This is a genomic window from Achromobacter sp. NCFB-sbj8-Ac1-l, from assembly GCF_052695805.1.
Map to the genome: position 1 here is coordinate 4,062,835 of NZ_CP199812.1, position 17,805 is coordinate 4,080,639.

15 protein-coding genes are annotated in these 17,805 nt (G+C 67.2%); 5 read left to right on the top strand and 10 right to left on the bottom strand.

Features of this window, described 5'->3' with window-relative positions:
* Positions 1-8 precede the first annotated feature (8 nt).
* From ACUDP5_RS18685 to ACUDP5_RS18695, 3 genes are read right to left on the bottom strand one after another with little or no spacing between them, the layout of a single operon-like run.
* Positions 9-314 carry a chorismate mutase gene (locus tag ACUDP5_RS18685; RefSeq protein WP_025135882.1) on the bottom strand — a complete coding sequence of 102 codons (306 nt, stop codon included), beginning with the start codon at positions 312-314 and terminating at the stop codon, positions 9-11.
* 7 nt (positions 315-321) lie between these two features.
* Entirely contained in the window at positions 322-2,613 is a 2,292-nt protein-coding gene (locus ACUDP5_RS18690) for a UvrD-helicase domain-containing protein (protein WP_445656868.1), read from the bottom strand.
* A complete protein-coding gene (locus ACUDP5_RS18695) occupies positions 2,610-3,818 on the bottom strand; it encodes a DesA family fatty acid desaturase (RefSeq protein ID WP_263910920.1) in 1,209 nt (402 codons plus the stop codon). The genes ACUDP5_RS18690 and ACUDP5_RS18695 overlap by 4 nt, the downstream gene beginning before the upstream one ends.
* 351 nt (positions 3,819-4,169) lie before the next feature.
* Between ACUDP5_RS18695 and ACUDP5_RS18700 the strand changes: the two genes are divergently transcribed.
* Positions 4,170-4,565 carry a hypothetical protein gene (locus ACUDP5_RS18700; RefSeq protein WP_263910921.1) on the top strand — a complete coding sequence of 132 codons (396 nt, stop codon included), beginning with the start codon at positions 4,170-4,172 and terminating at the stop codon, positions 4,563-4,565.
* Positions 4,566-4,586: 21 nt separating this feature from the next.
* Here ACUDP5_RS18700 and ACUDP5_RS18705 read toward each other — a convergent pair whose 3' ends face one another.
* Positions 4,587-6,074, bottom strand: coding sequence for an RsmB/NOP family class I SAM-dependent RNA methyltransferase (locus ACUDP5_RS18705; protein ID WP_445659190.1), 1,488 nt, complete (start codon positions 6,072-6,074; stop codon positions 4,587-4,589).
* Positions 6,075-7,102: 1,028 nt separating this feature from the next.
* Complete coding sequence (purN, locus tag ACUDP5_RS18710) at positions 7,103-7,768, bottom strand: phosphoribosylglycinamide formyltransferase (RefSeq protein WP_263910924.1); 666 nt, start codon at positions 7,766-7,768, stop codon at positions 7,103-7,105.
* Between the two features lie 63 nt (positions 7,769-7,831).
* Between purN and ACUDP5_RS18715 the strand changes: the two genes are divergently transcribed.
* The 4 genes from ACUDP5_RS18715 to coaBC all read left to right on the top strand — a co-directional run bounded on the left by ACUDP5_RS18715 (position 7,832) and on the right by coaBC (position 13,535).
* Positions 7,832-8,797, top strand: coding sequence for a bifunctional riboflavin kinase/FAD synthetase (locus ACUDP5_RS18715; RefSeq protein WP_263910925.1), 966 nt, complete (start codon positions 7,832-7,834; stop codon positions 8,795-8,797).
* A complete protein-coding gene (gene ileS, locus ACUDP5_RS18720; RefSeq protein WP_445656869.1) occupies positions 8,787-11,648 on the top strand; it encodes an isoleucine--tRNA ligase in 2,862 nt (953 codons plus the stop codon). Before ACUDP5_RS18715 ends, ileS begins: the two co-directional genes overlap by 11 nt.
* A 2-nt stretch (positions 11,649-11,650) precedes the next feature.
* A complete protein-coding gene (gene lspA, locus ACUDP5_RS18725) occupies positions 11,651-12,181 on the top strand; it encodes a signal peptidase II (protein WP_263910927.1) in 531 nt (176 codons plus the stop codon).
* Positions 12,182-12,338: 157 nt separating this feature from the next.
* Complete coding sequence (gene coaBC, locus ACUDP5_RS18730; protein ID WP_263910929.1) at positions 12,339-13,535, top strand: bifunctional phosphopantothenoylcysteine decarboxylase/phosphopantothenate--cysteine ligase CoaBC; 1,197 nt, start codon at positions 12,339-12,341, stop codon at positions 13,533-13,535.
* Positions 13,536-13,601: 66 nt separating this feature from the next.
* Here the strand turns inward: coaBC and ACUDP5_RS18735 are convergent, their stop codons facing one another.
* The 5 genes from ACUDP5_RS18735 to ACUDP5_RS18755 all read right to left on the bottom strand — a co-directional run bounded on the left by ACUDP5_RS18735 (position 13,602) and on the right by ACUDP5_RS18755 (position 17,778).
* Positions 13,602-14,591, bottom strand: a complete 990-nt coding sequence (locus ACUDP5_RS18735) for a tripartite tricarboxylate transporter substrate binding protein (RefSeq protein ID WP_263910930.1) — start codon at positions 14,589-14,591, stop codon at positions 13,602-13,604.
* Positions 14,592-14,605: 14 nt separating this feature from the next.
* Entirely contained in the window at positions 14,606-15,295 is a 690-nt protein-coding gene (locus tag ACUDP5_RS18740; protein WP_445656870.1) for an AroM family protein, read from the bottom strand.
* Complete coding sequence (locus ACUDP5_RS18745) at positions 15,292-16,221, bottom strand: DUF1177 domain-containing protein (RefSeq protein ID WP_263910933.1); 930 nt, start codon at positions 16,219-16,221, stop codon at positions 15,292-15,294. The genes ACUDP5_RS18740 and ACUDP5_RS18745 overlap by 4 nt, the downstream gene beginning before the upstream one ends.
* A complete protein-coding gene (gene pepE, locus ACUDP5_RS18750; RefSeq protein WP_445656871.1) occupies positions 16,218-16,922 on the bottom strand; it encodes a dipeptidase PepE in 705 nt (234 codons plus the stop codon). Before pepE ends, ACUDP5_RS18745 begins: the two co-directional genes overlap by 4 nt.
* 88 nt (positions 16,923-17,010) lie before the next feature.
* Positions 17,011-17,778: an IclR family transcriptional regulator gene (locus ACUDP5_RS18755; RefSeq protein WP_445656872.1), complete on the bottom strand. Its 768-nt coding sequence runs from the start codon at positions 17,776-17,778 to the stop codon at positions 17,011-17,013.
* Between the last annotated feature and the right edge of the window lie 27 nt (positions 17,779-17,805).

Below are 17,805 nucleotides of genomic sequence, written 5' to 3' on the forward strand. Positions count from 1 at the left end.
GTCCCGCATCAAGAGTAAGGGCGCTCGCGCAGACGCGTGTGGTGGTCGACGACGGTATCGATCACTTCGCGCAGGATGGTTTCGGCCAGCGCGGGGGGCACGCCGGCCTCTTCGGCCAGACGGCGGATGCGCTGGACCTGCTGGTCTTCGCGCACCGGGTCCACCAGGTCCATGTCGTGGGCTTGCTTGAGCTCGCCGATCATGTCCGTGCAGCGGAACCGCACACCCAGCAGCAGGATGATCTGCTGATCGATTTCGTCGACCTCGGCGCGCAGCGCCGACAGTTCGGCTTTCGGGGAATCGTCTTTGGCCATGTCTTTGTCAACCTTGAACAATATCAAGCTTGGCGATGCCCAGCGCCAGGGTCTTGGCGCCGACATCGCGGAACTGGATTTCGGCCTGCGCGTCCTGCCCCACCCCGCTCAGGCCGATGATCGTGCCATCGCCGAACCGGGCATGATGGACACCCTGCCCCACACGATACTGCTTGTCGCCGACCGTGACACCCGTGGCCGTGCCGCGCGGTTGACGCGGCGCAATCGTGTTGGTGGGCTTGCGGCCAAAGGCGTCGCCGCGATTGCCGTTCCAACCCGCGCCCGTGCTGCTGACCGGGGCCAGACCAGCCTTGGGCGACAGCCATTTCAGGTGCTGTTCGGGGATTTCGTCCAGGAAGCGCGAGCGCATGGCGTAGCGCGTCTGGCCATGCAGCATGCGGCTTTGCGCCAGGCTGATATACAGACGCTGGCGCGCACGGGTGATCGCCACGTACATCAGGCGGCGTTCTTCTTCCAGGCCGGACTGTTCGAGAATGCTGTTCTCGTGCGGGAACAGCCCTTCTTCGAGGCCGGTGATGAAAACGGCGTCGAATTCCAGGCCCTTGGCCGCGTGCACGGTCATGAGCTGCACGGCATCCTGGCCCTGCTGGGCCTGGTTGTCGCCGGCTTCCAGGGCCGCGTGCGACAGGAATGCCGCCAACGGCGTCATCGTGTCGGCCACGACCGGCGGCGCGTCGACCACGCCCGGCATCAAGGTGGACGAGGTGTCTTGCGCAGGCGGCACGCCGGCCGGCAGGCCGTCGTAGTTTTCCTCGGACGCGAACACCGCCGCGGCGGTGATCAGTTCGTTCAAGTTTTCCAGCCGCTCGGCGCCTTCGCGCTCGGCCTTGTAATGGGCATTCAAGCCGCTGGCTTCGAGCATGTGCTCGACCATTTCGGGCAACGGCAGATCGCGCGTTTCTTCGATCAGGCGATGAATCAGCTGCGCAAACTGGGCCAGGTTCGACCCGCCCTTGCCCGCCACCATGGCCACCGCCGCGTACAGGCTGGAATCGTGCGCACGGGCCGCGTCGGCCAGTTGCTCGAGCGTGCGCGCGCCGATGCCGCGCGTGGGGAAATTGACCACCCGCATCCAGGACGTATCGTCGTGCGGATTGGCCATCAGGCGCAGGTACGCCAGCGCGTGCTTGATTTCCTGGCGTTCGAAAAAGCGCAGGCCGCCGTACACCTTGTACGGAATGCCGGCGGAAAAGATGGCGTGTTCGATCACGCGCGATTGCGCGTTGCTGCGGTACAGCACGGCGATCTCGCGGCGCAGGCTGCCGTCGTGGATCAGCGAACGGATTTCGTCCACGATCCATTGGGCCTCCATGCCGTCGGAAGGCTGCTCGATGACACGCACCGGCTCGCCTTCGCCCTGGTCGGTCCAGAGGTTCTTGCCCAGGCGGCCGCTGTTGTGGCCGATGAGCGCGTTGGCCGAATCCAGGATGTGGCCGTACGAACGGTAGTTCTGCTCGAGACGGATGACGGTGCCGTGCGCGTAGTCACGCTCGAAATCGGCCATATTGCCGACATTGGCCCCGCGAAACGCGTAGATGGACTGGTCGTCGTCGCCCACGGCGAAGATCGCCGCGCCGCCGCCGGCCAGCAGCCGCAGCCACTTGTACTGCAGCGTATTGGTGTCCTGGAACTCGTCCACCAGGATATGGCGGAAACGCCGCTGGTAGTGCTCGCGCACGGGCGCATTGCGCGACAGCAATTCGTAGGCGCGCAAGAGCAGCTCGGCGAAGTCGACCACGCCTTCGCGTTGGCACTGGGCTTCGTAGAGCTGATAGATCTCGATCAGGCGGCGACGGTGGGCATCGTAGGCCTCGACGTCGTTGGGGCGCAGGCCCTCTTCCTTGGCGCCGTTGATGAAACGCTGCACGTCGCGCGGCGGATACTTCTCGTCGTCGACGCCGTTGGCCTTCATCAGGCGCTTGATGGCCGCCAGCTGATCGGTAACGTCAAGAATCTGGAAGGTCTGCGGCAGGCCGGCATCGCGATGATGCGCGCGCAGCATGCGGTTGCACAGGCCGTGGAAGGTGCCGATCCAGAGGCCGCGCGTATCGATCGGCAGGATGGACGACATGCGCGCCAGCATTTCGCGGGCGGCCTTGTTGGTGAACGTGACCGCCAGAAGCCCAAAAGGCGAAGCCTGGCCGGTTTGAATCAGCCAGGCCATGCGGGTGGTGAGCACCCGGGTCTTCCCGCTGCCCGCCCCGGCCAGGACCAGGGCGTGCTGCGGTTCTAACGTTACTGCGGCGCGTTGTTCAGGGTTGAGCTTCTCTAGCATCATGCCGCGTAGCGGCGCAGACGTTGAGCGAATTGCTCGAGCCCGGCGATGCCGCTTTGCTGGGCGCGCTGGCACCAGGCCTGCAGGTCATGAAGGAGCTGTTCGCTGCTGGCGCTGGAGCTTTCCCAGATGCGGCCGAGTTCGCGGCGCATTTGCACCAGGGTCGACAGCGACTGGTTCTGGGCAATGGCCTTGTCCACGGCTTCGAGCTGTTCCGGCTGAAGGATGTCTTCGTTGCGGTGGATCGCACGGCGCACCTTGTGCAGCTTGTTCCAGCCGCAATCGGCGTTGCCGTCCTGGCGCGAGGCCTTCAGCTTGGCGAGTTCTTCGCGGGCAGCGCTCTTGATCACGTCCGCGTAGCGGGCCATGACTTCGTAGCGGTGCGTGATCACGCCTTGCAGGGTGCGCAGGTCGATGCCGGTCTTGGAGTCATCCAGCTTGAGCTTGGGCGCGACCTTCTTGATCTTGGCCAGGCCCAGGAACTTCAGGATGTTGATGTAGCACCAGCCGATGTCGAATTCGTACCACTTGGCCGAGAACTTGGCCGACGTGCCGTGGGCGTGGTGATTGTTGTGCAGCTCTTCGCCGCCAATCACGATGCCCCAGGGGAACACGTTGGTGCTGGTGTCCGGGCTGTTGTAGTTGCGGTAGCCCCAGTAGTGGCCGATACCGTTGACGACGCCAGCCGCCCAGAAGGGAATCCAGGCCATCTGGACAGCCCAGACCGTGACGCCGATGGCGCCGAACAGGGCGATGTCGATGGCGAGCATGCTGAGCACGCCCCACAGGCTGTGCTTGCTGTAGACGTTGCGTTCGAGCCAATCGTCAGGCGTGCCGTGGCCGAACTTGGCCATGGTTTCCTTGTTGTTGGATTCTTCGCGGTACAGCTCGGCGCCGCGGAACAGCACCTTCCAGATACCGAACAGGATGGGCGAATGGGGATCGCCTTCCTTTTCGCACTTGGCGTGGTGCTTGCGGTGGATGGCGACCCATTCCTTGGTGACCATGCCGGTCGTCATCCAGAGCCAGAAACGGAAGAAGTGCATGACAGCCGGATGCAAATCCAGACCGCGGTGCGCTTGGCTGCGATGGAGGAAGACCGTGACCGCGACAATGGTGATGTGCGTCACGACCAGGGTGAAAACGACGATCTGCCACCAAGAGGCTTGAGTCAGACCGCCGGCAATGAAGGAGAGGATGTAATCCATAAAGCTGTTATGAGCCTCGTTTGAAGAGTGCCTGAAGTTTAGCTTACCTTTGCCATCTTATGACAATGGAGTTTCAAAATAGTTTTTGAGCGAAATCAAGGACTAAGCCCCGCTTTTGAGCACAAAACCGCACACTCGCGGCGGCACTCGCAAGCCGCGGACTGACACCGTGCGGGCTTCCGGCGGCGGGGCCGGCGCTTCCCGGGAGGGGGGAAGCCTTCGCAAGGCATGGTGTTTTGGCCATATTTCGCCATTAAAGTTCCTGTCAGGTCCCGCGCCTGTCTTGCGGGCGCCATGCGTCTGGCGCACACTTCGGTCCGCCCGTCCGCCATTTACCCGGTCCGCTCCACGATGTTTCGCCACAAAATCCGTCCCCAGTTCTTTGCACTGCTGGCCCTGTCCGGGCTGACGACATCGACGCCTGCCCTGGCCCAGTCGATGAAAACGGGGGACGTCGCCGTGCTGGCGTCGTATTACGAAATAAGGGGGTCGGATTGCCTGGCCCTGCGCGCGCCGCGCGTGACGGTCACGCTGCAGCCGCGCCTGGGCACCGCCAGCATCGTGCAGACGCGCGGCCAATCCGGCGATTCGGGACGTTGCGCATATAAGACAGTGCCGATTGCCCAACTGGTCTACCAGGCCAACCAGCCCGGTTCGGACTCGCTGGCCTGGGAAGTGAAATACCAGAACAAGACGATCGGCATCCGCCGCTACAGCGCCACGCTGGGCATCGCGCCGGCCAACTGAGCCGGCGCGGCCCGCGTGCCGTCAAGCCGCGGGCTTGGCGTCGGCGGGCTTGACCGGGGCCGGTTCGGCGTCGGCAGGTTCCGCCGCATCGGCCTCGTCAGCCACCTGAGTGGCTTCAGCCTGAACCGACTCCACTTCCGCCAGAACCACTTCGGCTTCGGCCTGGGCAGCCTGCACGACCGCCTCGGCCTCTGCCTCGGCACCGCCTTGAACCGTACCCACGGCGTCCGCTTCTGCGTCGACCTCGGCCTGGGCCTCGGTTTCCAGGGCGGCGGAGGCTTTCTTGCGGCGTTCGAACACAGCGGCAAAGAAGCCGTCGGTGCCATGAACGTCGGGGCGCAGCTGGACGTAGGGGCCGTCCAGCTTCAGGTTTTCGCAGCGCGCCGCGAGGATTTCGGCCGCGTCCAGGCGCTCGAAGTCGGGGTGGCTGGCCAGGAAACGTTCGGCCTGCACTTCGTTTTCTTCGGCCAGCAGGCTGCAGGTGGCGTACACCAGGCGGCCGCCCGGGGCCACGCAACGCGCCGCGCTGTTCAGGATGCGTTCCTGCAACTGGCCCAGTTCGGCCAGCGCCTCGGGGTGCTGGCGCCATTTCAGGTCTGGGTTGCGGCGCAAGGTGCCGATGCCGCTGCACGGAGCGTCGACCAGCACGCGCTGGGCCTTGCCGGCCAGGCGTTTGACGCGGGCATCGTTTTCGCTGTCGATGACCACCGGCACCACGTTGGACAGGCCGCTGCGAGCAAAGCGCGGCTTGGCGCGGGCCAGGCGGGCGGCCGACACGTCGAAGGCGTAGAGCCTGCCGGTCGAACGCATCAGCGCGCCCAGCAGCAGGGTCTTGCCGCCGGCGCCGGCGCAGAAGTCGATGATCATTTCGCCGCGGCGCGGGGCTACGAGCAGGGCCAGCAGCTGGCTGCCTTCGTCCTGCACTTCGATGCTGCCGTTTTCGAATTGCGGCCAGCGGTTGATCGCCGGGCGGCCTTCCATGCGGATGCCCCAGGGCGAGAACGGCATGGCGACGGGTTCGTAGCGACCGGCGCTTTGCTGCAGTTCGGTCAGCATGGCATCGCGCTCGACCTTGAGCGGATTCACGCGCAGGTCCAGGCTGGCCTGGCGGTTCAGCGCTTCGATCAAGGTTTCGGGGCTGTCCATGGCACCCAGGCGCTCGTCCAGCCAGTCGGGAATGCTGCCGCGCACGGCGCGTGGCAGCGTCGCCAGGTCGATCTGGTTGACGCGCTTGAGCCACGCGGCTTCGCCGGCATCCATGCCCTCTTCCAATGCGTCCACGCCCAGCGTCGCGGCCAGGCCCAGGATGGCCAGGCGGCGCGAGGCAGGGCCGACGCCGCTTTCGCCGAACTGGCGGTAGCGGCGCAGGTGGCGCAGCACGTCATAGACGGCTTCGGCGACTTCCGAGCGGTCACGCGCGCCCAGGCCGGGGTGATGACGCAGCCAGTGCGACAGCGCGGCATCGGCCGGGTAGGTCCATTGCAGTATCTCGCCCAGGACGCGCTGCACCTGGTCGATGCGGCTGGCGGCGTACGACAGGCGCGGTCGGTTGAATTGCGGTTTCTGCGGCGCGGCTTCACGCTGGCCGTGGCCGGCGTCGTCACGCGGGCCGTTGTAGGACGGGCGGGAGTCCGAGCGGCCCTGGCCTTCGCGGCGGTCCGAACCGAAGGAACCACGTTCGCCGCCGCGGCTGTCGCCGCGCGGGGCGCCGTAGGACGGGCGGGAATCCGGGCGGCCCTGGCCTTCGCGGCGGTCCGAACCGAACGAACCACGTTCGCCGCCACGGCTATCGCCACGCGGGGCGCCGTAGGACGGGCGCGAATCCGGGCGGCCCTGGCCTTCGCGGCGGTCCGAACCGAACGAACCACGTTCGCCGCCACGGCTATCGCCACGCGGGGCGCCGTAGGACGGGCGGGAATCCGGGCGGCCCTGGCCTTCGCGGCGGTCCGAGCCGAACGAGCCGCGCTCGCCGCCCCGGCTGTCGCCACGCGGGCCGCCATAGGACGGGCGGGAGTCCGGACGGCCCTGGCCTTCGCGGCGGTCCGAGCCGAACGAGCCGCGCTCGCCGCCCCGGCTGTCGCCACGCGGGGCGTCGTAGGAAGGACGGGGGGCCGGGCGGCCCTGCCCTTCGCGGCGCTCGGAGCCGAAGGAACCCCGCTGGCCGCCCCGGTTGTCGCCGCGGGGCGCGTCATAGGACGGACGGGGAGTCGGACGGCCTTGGCCTTCGCGACGCTCGGCGCCGAAATTGCCGCGTTCTTCGCGGCGCTCGGATCCGAACGAGCCGCGTTCTTCGCGGCCGCCAGCGCGTTCGTCACGCGGGGCGCGTTCGCGCGGGGCGGCATCGCGGGCCTCGCCCTTGGGGCGCGAGAAGAAGGACCGACCGTCGCGGCCTTCGGAGGCTGCCCTCGGGGCGCCGGCCGGGCGGGAACGCGGAGATTGGGGTTTGCTCATGGTGTATTCCAGTGGGGCGCAGGGATTGCGCCCGATAAATGCGATGCAGGGCCGTCGGGCGGCCCGCGAGGTGTAAGGGTCGCGGCTCAGGACGCCGCGGACCAGGTGAACAGGCGGTCGGGATCGCCCTGCACGTCCACCCGGTGGTCGCTTGTCAGGGTAACCCGGCCTTCAGCCAGCCAGCGCACGGCGGCGGGAAAAGCCTGATGTTCTACCTCCAGCACGCGGTTGGCCAGCATTTCCGGGGTGTCGCCGGCCAGGACCGGCACGCAGCCCTGAGCGATGATGGGACCGTGGTCCAGCACCGGGGTGACGAAATGCACGGTACAGCCGTGCACCCGCACGCCGGTGGCCAAGGCCTGGGCGTGCGTGTGCAGCCCGGGGAACGCGGGCAGCAGCGACGGATGGATATTGACCAGCCGGCCGGCGTAGCGGTTGACGAACCCGGGCGTCAGGACGCGCATGAAGCCGGCCAGGATGACGAAGTCGGGTTCGTGCAGGTCGATTTCAGCGGCCAACGCGGCGTCGAAGGCTTCGCGGCTGGCGTAGTCCTTGTGGTACAGCGCGGCCGTGGCGATACCCTGGCTGGCCGCCCATTCGAGGCCGCCTGCATCGGGCCGGCTGGCAATGACGGCCGCGACGCGGGCGGGCCAGCCCTGCTCGCGGCAGGCCTGGACCAGCGCCTGCATGTTGCTGCCGCGCCCTGAGATCAGGATGACAATGCGGCGCTGTGTAGTAGAAGTTTCCGGCAAGATGACCAATCCAAATTGGGGATGTCGAACAATCCCGTAATCCAAAATTGTAAACTCTCGCTCGTGAAACCATCGCTGCGTATCTACCGATCCCTTCCTCCGCCCGCTCAGCGCGCCCCTTGCGCGCTGACCATCGGCAATTTCGACGGCGTCCACCGCGGCCACCAGGCCATGCTGGCGCGCGTCTGCCAGGTTGCCCGCGAGCGCGAGCTGACCCCGGCGGTGATGACTTTCGAGCCGCACCCCCGCGAGTATTTCGCCACGCTGAACCACCGTCCGGAACTGGCGCCCACGCGCATTTCCGGCCTGCGTGACAAACTGGCGGCGCTGGCGCGCTACGGCGTCGCCCAGGTCGTGGTCGAGCGATTCAATGCCCGCCTGGCCGAAATGTCGGCCAACGCGTTCATCGAAAACCTGCTGGTGCGGGGGCTGAACGCCAAGTGGCTGCTGGTGGGCGAAGACTTCCGCTTCGGCCACAAGCGCAGCGGCGACATCGACCTGCTGCGCGAAGCCGGCCTGCGCCATGGCTTCGAGGTCCAGACCCTGGCCGACGTGACCGACCGCCACGGCCACCGCATTTCGAGTTCGGAAGTCCGTACCGCGCTGGCGGTCGGCGACCTGGACCGGGCCCGCCACCTGTTGGGCCACCCCTACCATATCAGCGGCCACGTGATCCACGGCCAGAAACTGGGCCGCACCCTGGGCTTTCCCACGATGAACCTGCGGGTGGCCGAGCGCTGCGCGGCCCGTTCGGGCATTTACGTGGTGCAGGTATATGGCCTGGGCGACCGCGCCCTGCCGGCCGTGGCCAGCCTGGGCGTGCGCCCCACGGTCGAAGACCGCGGCCGCGTGCTGCTTGAGTCACACCTGCTCGACGAGACCGTCAACGCATACGGTAAACTCGTGCGTGTCGAGTTCCTGCACAAGCTGCGGGACGAAGAAAAGTTTCCTGACCTCCCTTCCCTGACTGCCGCCATCGCCGAAGACGCGCGAAACGCGCGCGCCTATTTTGCCGTTCATGGACTATAAAAAGACCCTCAACCTGCCCGATACCCCCTTCCCCATGCGGGGCGACCTCGCCAAGCGCGAGCCCGCCTGGATTACGCAGTGGGAGGAAAACCACGTCTACCAGGCGATCCGCGCCGCCAGCAAAGGCCGCCCGCGCTTCGTGCTGCACGACGGCCCGCCCTACGCCAACGGCGACATCCACATCGGTCACGCGGTCAACAAGATCCTGAAGGACATCATCGTCAAGAGCCGCAACATGGCCGGCTACGACGCGCACTACGTGCCGGGCTGGGATTGCCACGGCATGCCGATCGAGATCCAGATCGAAAAGAAGTACGGCAAGCACCTGCCCGTGGCCGAAGTGCAGTCCAAGGCCCGAGCCTACGCGCTCGAGCAGATCGACCGCCAGCGCAAGGATTTCAAGCGCCTGGGCGTGCTGGGTGAATGGGATCGTCCGTACATGACGATGAACTTCAGCAATGAAGCCGACGAAATCCGCGCGCTGGGCAGCATCCTGGACAAGGGTTACGTGTTCCGTGGCCTGAAGCCCGTGAACTGGTGTTTCGACTGTGGTTCGGCGCTGGCCGAAGCCGAAGTCGAATACGCCGACCGCGTCGACCCGGCGGTGGACGTGGCGTTCCCGTTTGCCGAACCGGCCAAGCTGGCCCAGGCCTTCGGCCTGGACGCGGTGGATGACGGCGCCATCGTCATCTGGACCACCACGCCCTGGACCATCCCGTCCAACCAGGCCCTGAACGTGCACCCGGAAATCGAATACGCGCTGGTGCGCGTATCGCCCGTGCCCAAGTTCGGCCCCCTGCTGCTGGTCGCCCGCGAACGCGTCGAAGCCTGCCTGAAATCGTGGGGCCTGGAAGGCGAAGTCATCGCCACCGCCCCGGGCGCCGCCCTGTCGGGCATTGAATTCCGCCACCCGCTGGCCCGGTTCGACGCCGCCTACGACCGCAAGTCGCCCGTCTACCTGGGCGACTACGTCACGGCCGATTCGGGCACCGGCGTGGTGCACTCGGCCCCCGCCTACGGTATCGAAGACTTCATCTCGTGCAAGGCGCACGGCATGAAAGACACCGACTTCATCAGCCCGGTCATGGGCGACGGCAAGTACGTCGACAGCCTGGCGCTGTTCGGCGGCCTGTCCATCTGGGATGCCAACCCCAAGATCGTCGAGGCCCTGACCGAAGCCGGCGCGCTGATGCATGTCGAAAAGCACAAGCACAGCTACATGCACTGCTGGCGCCACAAGACGCCCATCATCTACCGCGCCACCAGCCAGTGGTTCGCCGGCATGGACGTGGCCCCGAAAGACGGCGGCCCGACCCTGCGCGAGTCGGCGCTGGCCGGCATCGACGCCACGGCCTTCTACCCGGCCTGGGGCCGTGCCCGCCTGCACGCCATGATCGCCAACCGTCCGGACTGGACCCTGTCGCGCCAGCGCCAATGGGGCGTGCCGATGGCGTTCTTCGTGCACAAGGAAACCGGCGAGCTGCATCCGCGCACGTCCGAGCTGCTTGAACAGGTGGCGCAACGCGTCGAACAAGGCGGCATCGAGGCCTGGCAGGCGCTGGACCCGCGCGAGTTGCTGGGCGACGAGGCCGACCAATACGAAAAGAACCGCGACACGCTGGACGTCTGGTTCGATTCCGGCAGCACCCACGCCACCGTGCTGGGCGGCAAGGACCACGCCTTTGCCGGTTCGCACGGCGCCGAGCTCGCCTGGCCCGCCGACCTGTACCTGGAAGGCTCGGACCAGCATCGCGGCTGGTTCCATTCGTCGCTGCTGACCGGCTGCATGCTGTACGGCCAACCGCCCTACAAGGCCCTGCTGACGCACGGCTTCGTGGTGGACGGCCAGGGCCGCAAGATGAGCAAGTCGGTCGGCAACGTGATCGCCCCGCAAAAGGTGTCCGACTCGCTGGGCGCGGAAATCCTGCGCCTGTGGGTGGCGTCCACCGACTATTCGGGCGAACTGTCGATTTCCGACGAGATCCTCAAGCGCGTGGTCGAAGGCTACCGCCGCATCCGCAACACGCTGCGCTTCCTGTTGGCCAACCTGGCCGACTTCGACGCCGTGTCGCAGTCCGTGCCCTACGGCGACCTGTTCGAGATCGACCGCTACGCGCTGGCCATGACCGCGCAGATGCAGGCCGAAGTCCAGGCCAACTACGAACGCTACGACTTCCACCCGGCCGTGTCGCGCCTGCAGACATTCTGCTCGGAAGACCTGGGCGCGTTCTACCTGGACATCCTGAAAGACCGCCTGTACACGTCGGCCGTGGGCAGCGTGGCCCGCCGTTCGGCCCAGACCGCGCTGCTGGACATCACCCAGACGCTGCTCAAGCTGATGGCGCCGATCCTGTCGTTCACGGCCGAAGAAGCCTGGAAGGAACTGGTGGCATCGGCCCTGAAGCACCAGGCCGACGCGGCCCGCGTGACCATCTTCACCGAGGTCTACCACGCGCTGCCGCCGTTCGCGGACGCCGAGGCCCTGTCGGCCAAGTGGACGCGCCTGCGCGCCATTCGCGCCGAGGTCCAGCGCAAGCTGGAAGAAGTGCGCACGGCCGGCGACATCGGTTCGTCGCTGCAGGCCGAAGTGGACCTGTACGCCAACGGCGAAGACCAGCAACTGCTGGCCAGCCTGGGCGACGACCTGAGCTTCGTGCTGATCGTCTCGCGCGCCACCGTGCACGCCGGTGAAGGCGAAACCCGCATCCAGGTCACGCCGTCGACGCACAAGAAGTGCGAACGCTGCTGGCACTGGCGCCTGGACGTGGGCCAGGATCCGGACCACCCCGAGATCTGCGGCCGCTGCGTGTCCAACCTGTTCGGCTCGGGCGAAGCCCGCGACAAGGCCTGAGCATGGCCGGCCCCGCCCCGCAAGGCGCCACCGCGTCCGCGGCCGCCAGCGCGCCCCCCGCCAAGGTGGGCCGCTGGCTGGCGATCGCCCTGGCGATCATCGTGCTGGACCAGCTGACCAAGGTGTACTTCAACACCTCGTACCAGTACGGCGAACGCCTGAACCTGCTGCCGTTCTTCGACTTCACGCTGCTGTTCAACCGCGGCGCGGCGTTCAGCTTCCTGGCGTCCGAAGAAGGCTGGCAGCGCTGGTTGTTCACGGCGCTGGGCATCGTGGCTGCCGTGGTCATTACCGTGATCCTGCGCCGCACCCGCGGCCAGCCGCGGTTCTGCCTGGCCCTGACGCTGATCCTGGGCGGCGCCATCGGCAACGTGATCGACCGCGTAGTCTATGGCCACGTGGTGGACTTCCTGCTGTTTTATTGGCGCGACTGGTATTTCCCCGCCTTCAACCTGGCGGACGTGGGCATCAGTTGCGGCGCGGTGCTGCTGGTGCTGGACGAACTGCTGCGGGCGCGCAAGCCGCGGGCCTGATTCCCGTCCCCGCCCGCCCCCGAAAACCCGGCCGATGGCCGGGTTTTGTCTTGTTTGACGCCCCCTATCGGCATGGCGAACGGCGCAATACCGCAATGCAGAATAAAATCACTGTCCGTTCCTTGATTTGACGGCGCTTGCCCGCTGTCCGACCCTCATGCTCGACCTCGCCCGCAAACGCATCGTCCTCGGCCTGACCGGGGGCATCGCCTGCTACAAAATCGCCGAGCTGGTGCGGCGCATGACCGAACAAGGCGCCACGGTCGATGTCGTGATGACCGAAGCCGCCACGCACTTCATCACCCCCGTCACCATGCAGGCCCTGTCGGGCCGCCCGGTGTTCGTCGACGCCTGGGACGCCCGCGTGCCCAACAACATGGCGCACATCGACCTGACGCGCGGCGCCGACGCCGTGCTGATCGCCCCCGCCAGCACGGACTTCATGGCCAAGCTGGCGCATGGCATGGCCGACGACCTGCTGTCCACCCTGTGCGTGGCGCGCGCCTGCCCGCTGCTGGTGGCCCCCGCCATGAACCGCGAGATGTGGGCCAACCCGGCGACCCAGCGCAACGTGGCGCAATTGCGCGCCGACGGCATCAGCATATTGGGGCCGTCGGCGGGCGAACAGGCCTGTGGCGAAACCGGCGACGGGCGCATGCTGGAAGCGCACGAAATCCTGACCGACCTGATCGCCTTCTTCCAGCCCAAGCTGCTGGCCGGACGCCACGTGCTGCTGACGGCAGGCCCCACATCCGAACCCGTGGACCCGGTGCGCGTGCTGAGCAATCGTTCGTCGGGCAAGACCGGCTATGCGCTGGCCCGCGCCGCGCGCGAAGCCGGCGCCCGCGTCACCCTCATCACCGGCGCCACGGCCCTGCCCGTGCCGCGCGGCGTCACCGCGCTGTCGGTCACTACCGCCCGCCAGATGCACGATGCCGTGATGGCCAGCGCTACCGATGCCGACATCTTCATTGCGGTTGCTGCCGTGGCCGATTGGCGCGTGAAGAACGTCAGCACGCAAAAGCTCAAGAAAACCAGCGAAGGCGGCGGCGCGCCGCTGATGGAATTCGAACCCAACCCCGACATCCTGGCCGAAGTGGCCAAGCTGAAAGACGGCCCCTGGTGCGTGGGGTTTGCCGCCGAAACCGAAAAGCTGGCTGAGCACGCCGAGGCCAAGCGCGCACGCAAGGGCATACCGCTGCTGGTCGGCAACCTGGCGCACAAAGTCATGGACGCCGACACGACCGAACTGGTGCTGTTCGACGCCCAGGGCGCGCACCCGCTGCCGGCCGCCGACAAGCTGGACGCCGCACGCCGCCTGATCGCCGAGATCGCCGCGCGCCTGCCGGCCTGACCCACCCGCGCCGCACGGCACGAAGCCGGCCAGGCCTGATCCCGATGCCGGCATTGCCAGCCTGCGCTACTGCTCCAGGCTGATGTTGGCCGCGCGCACGATGTCGGCCCATTGCTTGCGGTCGTTGTCCAGGAACTGGCCGAACTTCTCGGGCGTCATGCCCGTGACCGGTTCCGAGCCCAGGCCCGCCATCTTCTCGATCACCGCCGGTTGCTTGAGCACGTCCTGCAGCGCGGCGTAGTAGGCGGCCAGCACATCGGCCGGCACGCCGGCCGGCGCGAACACACCCTGCCAGGTCGGCATGTCGAAGCCCTTCAGGCCTTGTTCGTCCAGCGTGGGCACGTTGGGCAACTGCGCCGAGCGCTTGAGCGAGGCCACGGCGATGGCCTTGACCTTGCCCTGGCTGGCCAGCGGCGCGGCGGTGGAGATGTTGTCCATCGTCATGGCGATGTGACCGCCCAGCAGGTCAGTGATGACCGGGGCGGCACCGCGGTAAGCCGCGTGCGGCACCTTCACGCCCATCTTGTACAGCATGGTCTCGGCGATCAGGTGGTTCGAAATGCCGACGCCGGCCGTGCCGTAGGTGGCGGTGGGCGTCTTCTGGAAGTAGTCCTTCAATTCGGCCAGGTTGTTGGCCGGTACGTCCTTGTTGACGATGACGACGTTGGGCTGCACCGCTGCCAAGGTAATCGGCGTGAAGTCGGCCGGCTTGTAGTTGGTGCCCTTGGGGTTGAGCACGTGCGTGATGGCCATGGAGCCGGCAGCGGCGATGCCGATGGTGTAGCCGTCGGGCTGCGACTGCGACAGGCGGTACGCCATGATGTTGCCACCGGCGCCCGCCAGGTTCTCGACCACGACGGTCTGGCCCAGGCGCTGCGACAGCGGTTCGGCCAGCAGGCGAGCCAGCGTATCGGCGGAGCCGCCGGGCGCAAATCCCACCAGCAGGCGGATCGGCTTGGTCGGTTTCCAGGCGTCGGTGGCCAAGGCCGGCGCGGCCGCCAGCGAGCTGGCGATGAACAGTGCGCCCATGGCGCGATGCAAAGTGCTGCGGAACATGAAGTGGTTTCCCCTTAGACCAATAATTGTGCGAGCGTCTGTGCAACCAGGCGGTTGGACAGCAGCACCGGACGCCCAGACGCCGTTGCCACCGCCTGCCGCATGCGCTCGGCGTAACCCATGCAGTGCATGATGATGAAATCGCAGTCGGCCAGGTCACGGCCGGCCTGCGCGAAATGGATTGCGGCGCGGTCCGCGTCGGATTCATAGGGCGAGGCGTGTACCACGCTCGCCTGGCATTCCAGCGGGACGGCCAGATGGAAGGCATCGACCTGGGCGGCCAGCGGCACCACCAGCCCTACCTTGCGGCAGTGCTGCGACAAGCCCGCGACCAGATGGTCCACGACCTGCTGCGGTTCGATCACCAGCGTGCGCATCGGGGCAATCGCCGTGCCGGTACACAAGGGCACCAGCACGTCGTAGCCGGAGGCGTCGGCCTGGCGCATCACCTGCGCCAGGCGGGCTTCGGCGGCGGCCGCGTCCAGTTCGATCTGCGCCCCGTCGCGCAGCCGCGTCGCGAAACGGTATTCGCCCGGACGCGGCGCCAGCGCGGCCAACGCGGCGGCGTCCAGGCCATCCAGGGCCCCGAACTCGTCGATCTGCACGTGCGCGCCCAGCAAGGGCGCCATTTCGGGCACCACATCGCTGCGCGGCGATTGGCCGATGGTGAAGAACGCGACGCGGCGTGGCGCGTGCGCGCTCATTGGGCACCCCCGGGTTCGATACCGGTGGTCTGCAAGTGCGCCAGGGAACCATAGCGGCTTTGCAGCACGTCCCACTCCGCCGCGTCGACGAAGGTCATGGCGCCCTGGCCGAACAGTTTGGCGATTTCGATGCAGAAGCGCATGGCGACATCGGCATCCACGGCGTTGGTCACGCCCGTGGCGCAACCCGGCACGGCGGTCTGCGCGGTCAGGGCCACGCCCACGACGGGCGCGTCGGTGACGATGGTGGGCTGCATCAGCGAATTGACGTGCGACAGGCCGTTTTCGTAGGGCGTGATGTCCTGCGTGGTGAGCGGCAGCGTCAGCGGCAGTTCGCCGCTGACCCAGCCCATGACGTCCAGCATGGTTTCCGGAATGCGCAGCAGGTAGCCCTGCCTGGCCACGGGCGTGAGCGCCACGCCGCGCTGGTTCACGAGCCGGTTGCCGCGGGTGGTGTCGACCGAGAGAATGGCGTCCATGCGCGGGTCGACTTCGTGCGACATCATTTCGCGCATGGGAAAGGGCGACTTCATCATCGGCACGGGATGGTGCGGACGGGTGCCGGCGCGCGGGCAGATGTGGGTGCGGATGCGCACGGTGCCGGGCAGCACGTCGCCCTGGCGCGCCATGGCCATCAGCTTGAGTGCGGCGGCAATGGCGACCACCGCGCCATCGCTGTCGGACACCAGGCCGGTGACCGCCGGGCGTGCACCGATACCGCCCAGGCGGCCGATGATGCCCAACTGCGGCGCGGCGTCATCCGCGCCCGGGATGACGATGGACAGGAAGTCGGTGGCGGCGCCGTCGCGTTCCAGGTGGGTCACGTCGACCTGGCAATGGCCGGCTGCGCGCAGGTGCTGCGCGACGGCTTCGCCCGTGATGTGGGCCGAGGACAGCAGCTCGATGGTATCGATGACTTGCTTCATGCCGGAATCTCCAGCGGACCGGGGCGGAACACCTGGGGTTCGGCATGCCCGAGGAACAACGGCGCGTCGTGCGGGCCGACCAATGCGACGGCCTGGTCGCGCACGCGCAGCGCCGCGCCTTCCGGCAGGCCCAGCACCGGCATGGTCGGGTTCAAGGTGCAGAATTCGGCCAGGCGCTGCGCGCGAGTCTCGCCGCGATGTCCGGGCGGGTGGGCGTTGGTGTAGTGCGGATTGATCTGGAACGACAGCAGGCCCAGCGCATCGAACCCTTCGGGGTCGGTGATGGGCATGTCGTTGGTGGTGCAGATGCTGGGGCATGCCAGGTTGGAGCCAGCGCTCCAGCCCAGGTAGGCGGCGCCTTCACGCACACGGCGGGCCACCACGTCGAGCAGGCCCTGGCGGCGCAACTGGCCCAGCAGATTGAAGGTGTTGCCGCCACCCACGATGATGACCGCAGCCGCTTCCAGCGCGGCCACGGGATCGGCGGCGCGATGCAGCCCCTGGATGTCCAGGGCCGTATCGGCCAGCGCCGACACGACCAGCGCGGTGTAGTCGTCCCAGTTGCGCGTCACGCCCGCGAACGGCACGAACACGGCCTTGGCCCCGGCCGGCAGCGATTCGATCAGTTCGCGGATGTCGGGCAACGCGTGCACCAGATAGCCGGCGTCGCTGCTGGAATTGCTGAGAAGCAGAAGGTTCATGAGAGAGGTTCCTTGGAATCGGTAAGTCGGATGCCGCGCGGGCGCGGCCGGGATACGGCAATGTCGGTCAAGGGAATCAGGCCCGGCGTCAGCCGAGCCAATAGGGATCGTTCAATTCGCGGCCCAACGCCGCGACCTGCTGGGTCAGGGATTCACGCAGGGTCGCCACGCGGGCGGCGTCGGCCTGGAAGGACACGAACGACAGGCACAGGCCGCGCAGCTCGCCGGTGGCCGGATCGCGCACGGCCGCGGCCACGGCGCCGATACCGGGCATGGCCTGATCGATGGCGACTCCGTAATGATCGGCACGGACCTGCGCCACGCGCTGGGCCAGCTCGCCGACGGTGGCAGGGCAATCCTTGCCCTCCACCTGCAGGGGTGCCGACGGATCGGCGCCATACAGCGCCTCGAATTCGGTCGGCGTCAGCCGCGACAGCAGCGCGCGCCCCATCGCCGTGCCGGACGCGGCGCGGCGCGAACCAGGCGGGGACAGCACCTGCACCGGATGCGAACCGTTCAGGCGTTGCAACACCACGGTTTCGCGCTGGTTCAGGGTGGACAGATAGGCGGTCAGGCCGCTGTCTTCGGACAGACGGACCAGCACCTTGCGGCAGGCCTCGTCCAGCGGCGTGGCGTGCTGGCCGGCGCGCACCGCCTGCGTCAACAACACGCCCGGGCGATAGCGGCGCGTGGCCGCGTCCTGATCCAGCATGCCGTAATGCTCCATCTGGTTCAGCAGGCGCGATGCCGTGCTCTTGGGCATGGCCAGCCGCTGCGCCACGTCGGTGAAGCTCAACTCGGCCACGCCGTCCGCATAGAGCGACAGCACGCGCTGGACGCCGTCTAGAATACTCATAAATGTTCCATAAAACGGAACTACTGT

What these genes read in the sequence shown, in the direction of transcription:
- pepE (WP_445656871.1), bottom strand. Translation starts at nt 16,922, where the DNA reads ATGAACCTTCTGCTTCTCAGCAATTCCAGCAGCGACGCCGGCTATCTG.
- ACUDP5_RS18735 (WP_263910930.1), bottom strand. Translation starts at nt 14,591, where the DNA reads ATGTTCCGCAGCACTTTGCATCGCGCCATGGGCGCACTGTTCATCGCC.
- ileS (WP_445656869.1), top strand. Translation starts at nt 8,787, where the DNA reads ATGGACTATAAAAAGACCCTCAACCTGCCCGATACCCCCTTCCCCATG.
- ACUDP5_RS18685 (WP_025135882.1), bottom strand. Translation starts at nt 314, where the DNA reads ATGGCCAAAGACGATTCCCCGAAAGCCGAACTGTCGGCGCTGCGCGCC.
- ACUDP5_RS18740 (WP_445656870.1), bottom strand. Translation starts at nt 15,295, where the DNA reads ATGAGCGCGCACGCGCCACGCCGCGTCGCGTTCTTCACCATCGGCCAA.
- ACUDP5_RS18695 (WP_263910920.1), bottom strand. Translation starts at nt 3,818, where the DNA reads ATGGATTACATCCTCTCCTTCATTGCCGGCGGTCTGACTCAAGCCTCT.
- ACUDP5_RS18690 (WP_445656868.1), bottom strand. Translation starts at nt 2,613, where the DNA reads ATGATGCTAGAGAAGCTCAACCCTGAACAACGCGCCGCAGTAACGTTA.
- ACUDP5_RS18700 (WP_263910921.1), top strand. Translation starts at nt 4,170, where the DNA reads ATGTTTCGCCACAAAATCCGTCCCCAGTTCTTTGCACTGCTGGCCCTG.
- ACUDP5_RS18755 (WP_445656872.1), bottom strand. Translation starts at nt 17,778, where the DNA reads ATGAGTATTCTAGACGGCGTCCAGCGCGTGCTGTCGCTCTATGCGGAC.
- lspA (WP_263910927.1), top strand. Translation starts at nt 11,651, where the DNA reads ATGGCCGGCCCCGCCCCGCAAGGCGCCACCGCGTCCGCGGCCGCCAGC.
- ACUDP5_RS18745 (WP_263910933.1), bottom strand. Translation starts at nt 16,221, where the DNA reads ATGAAGCAAGTCATCGATACCATCGAGCTGCTGTCCTCGGCCCACATC.
- coaBC (WP_263910929.1), top strand. Translation starts at nt 12,339, where the DNA reads ATGCTCGACCTCGCCCGCAAACGCATCGTCCTCGGCCTGACCGGGGGC.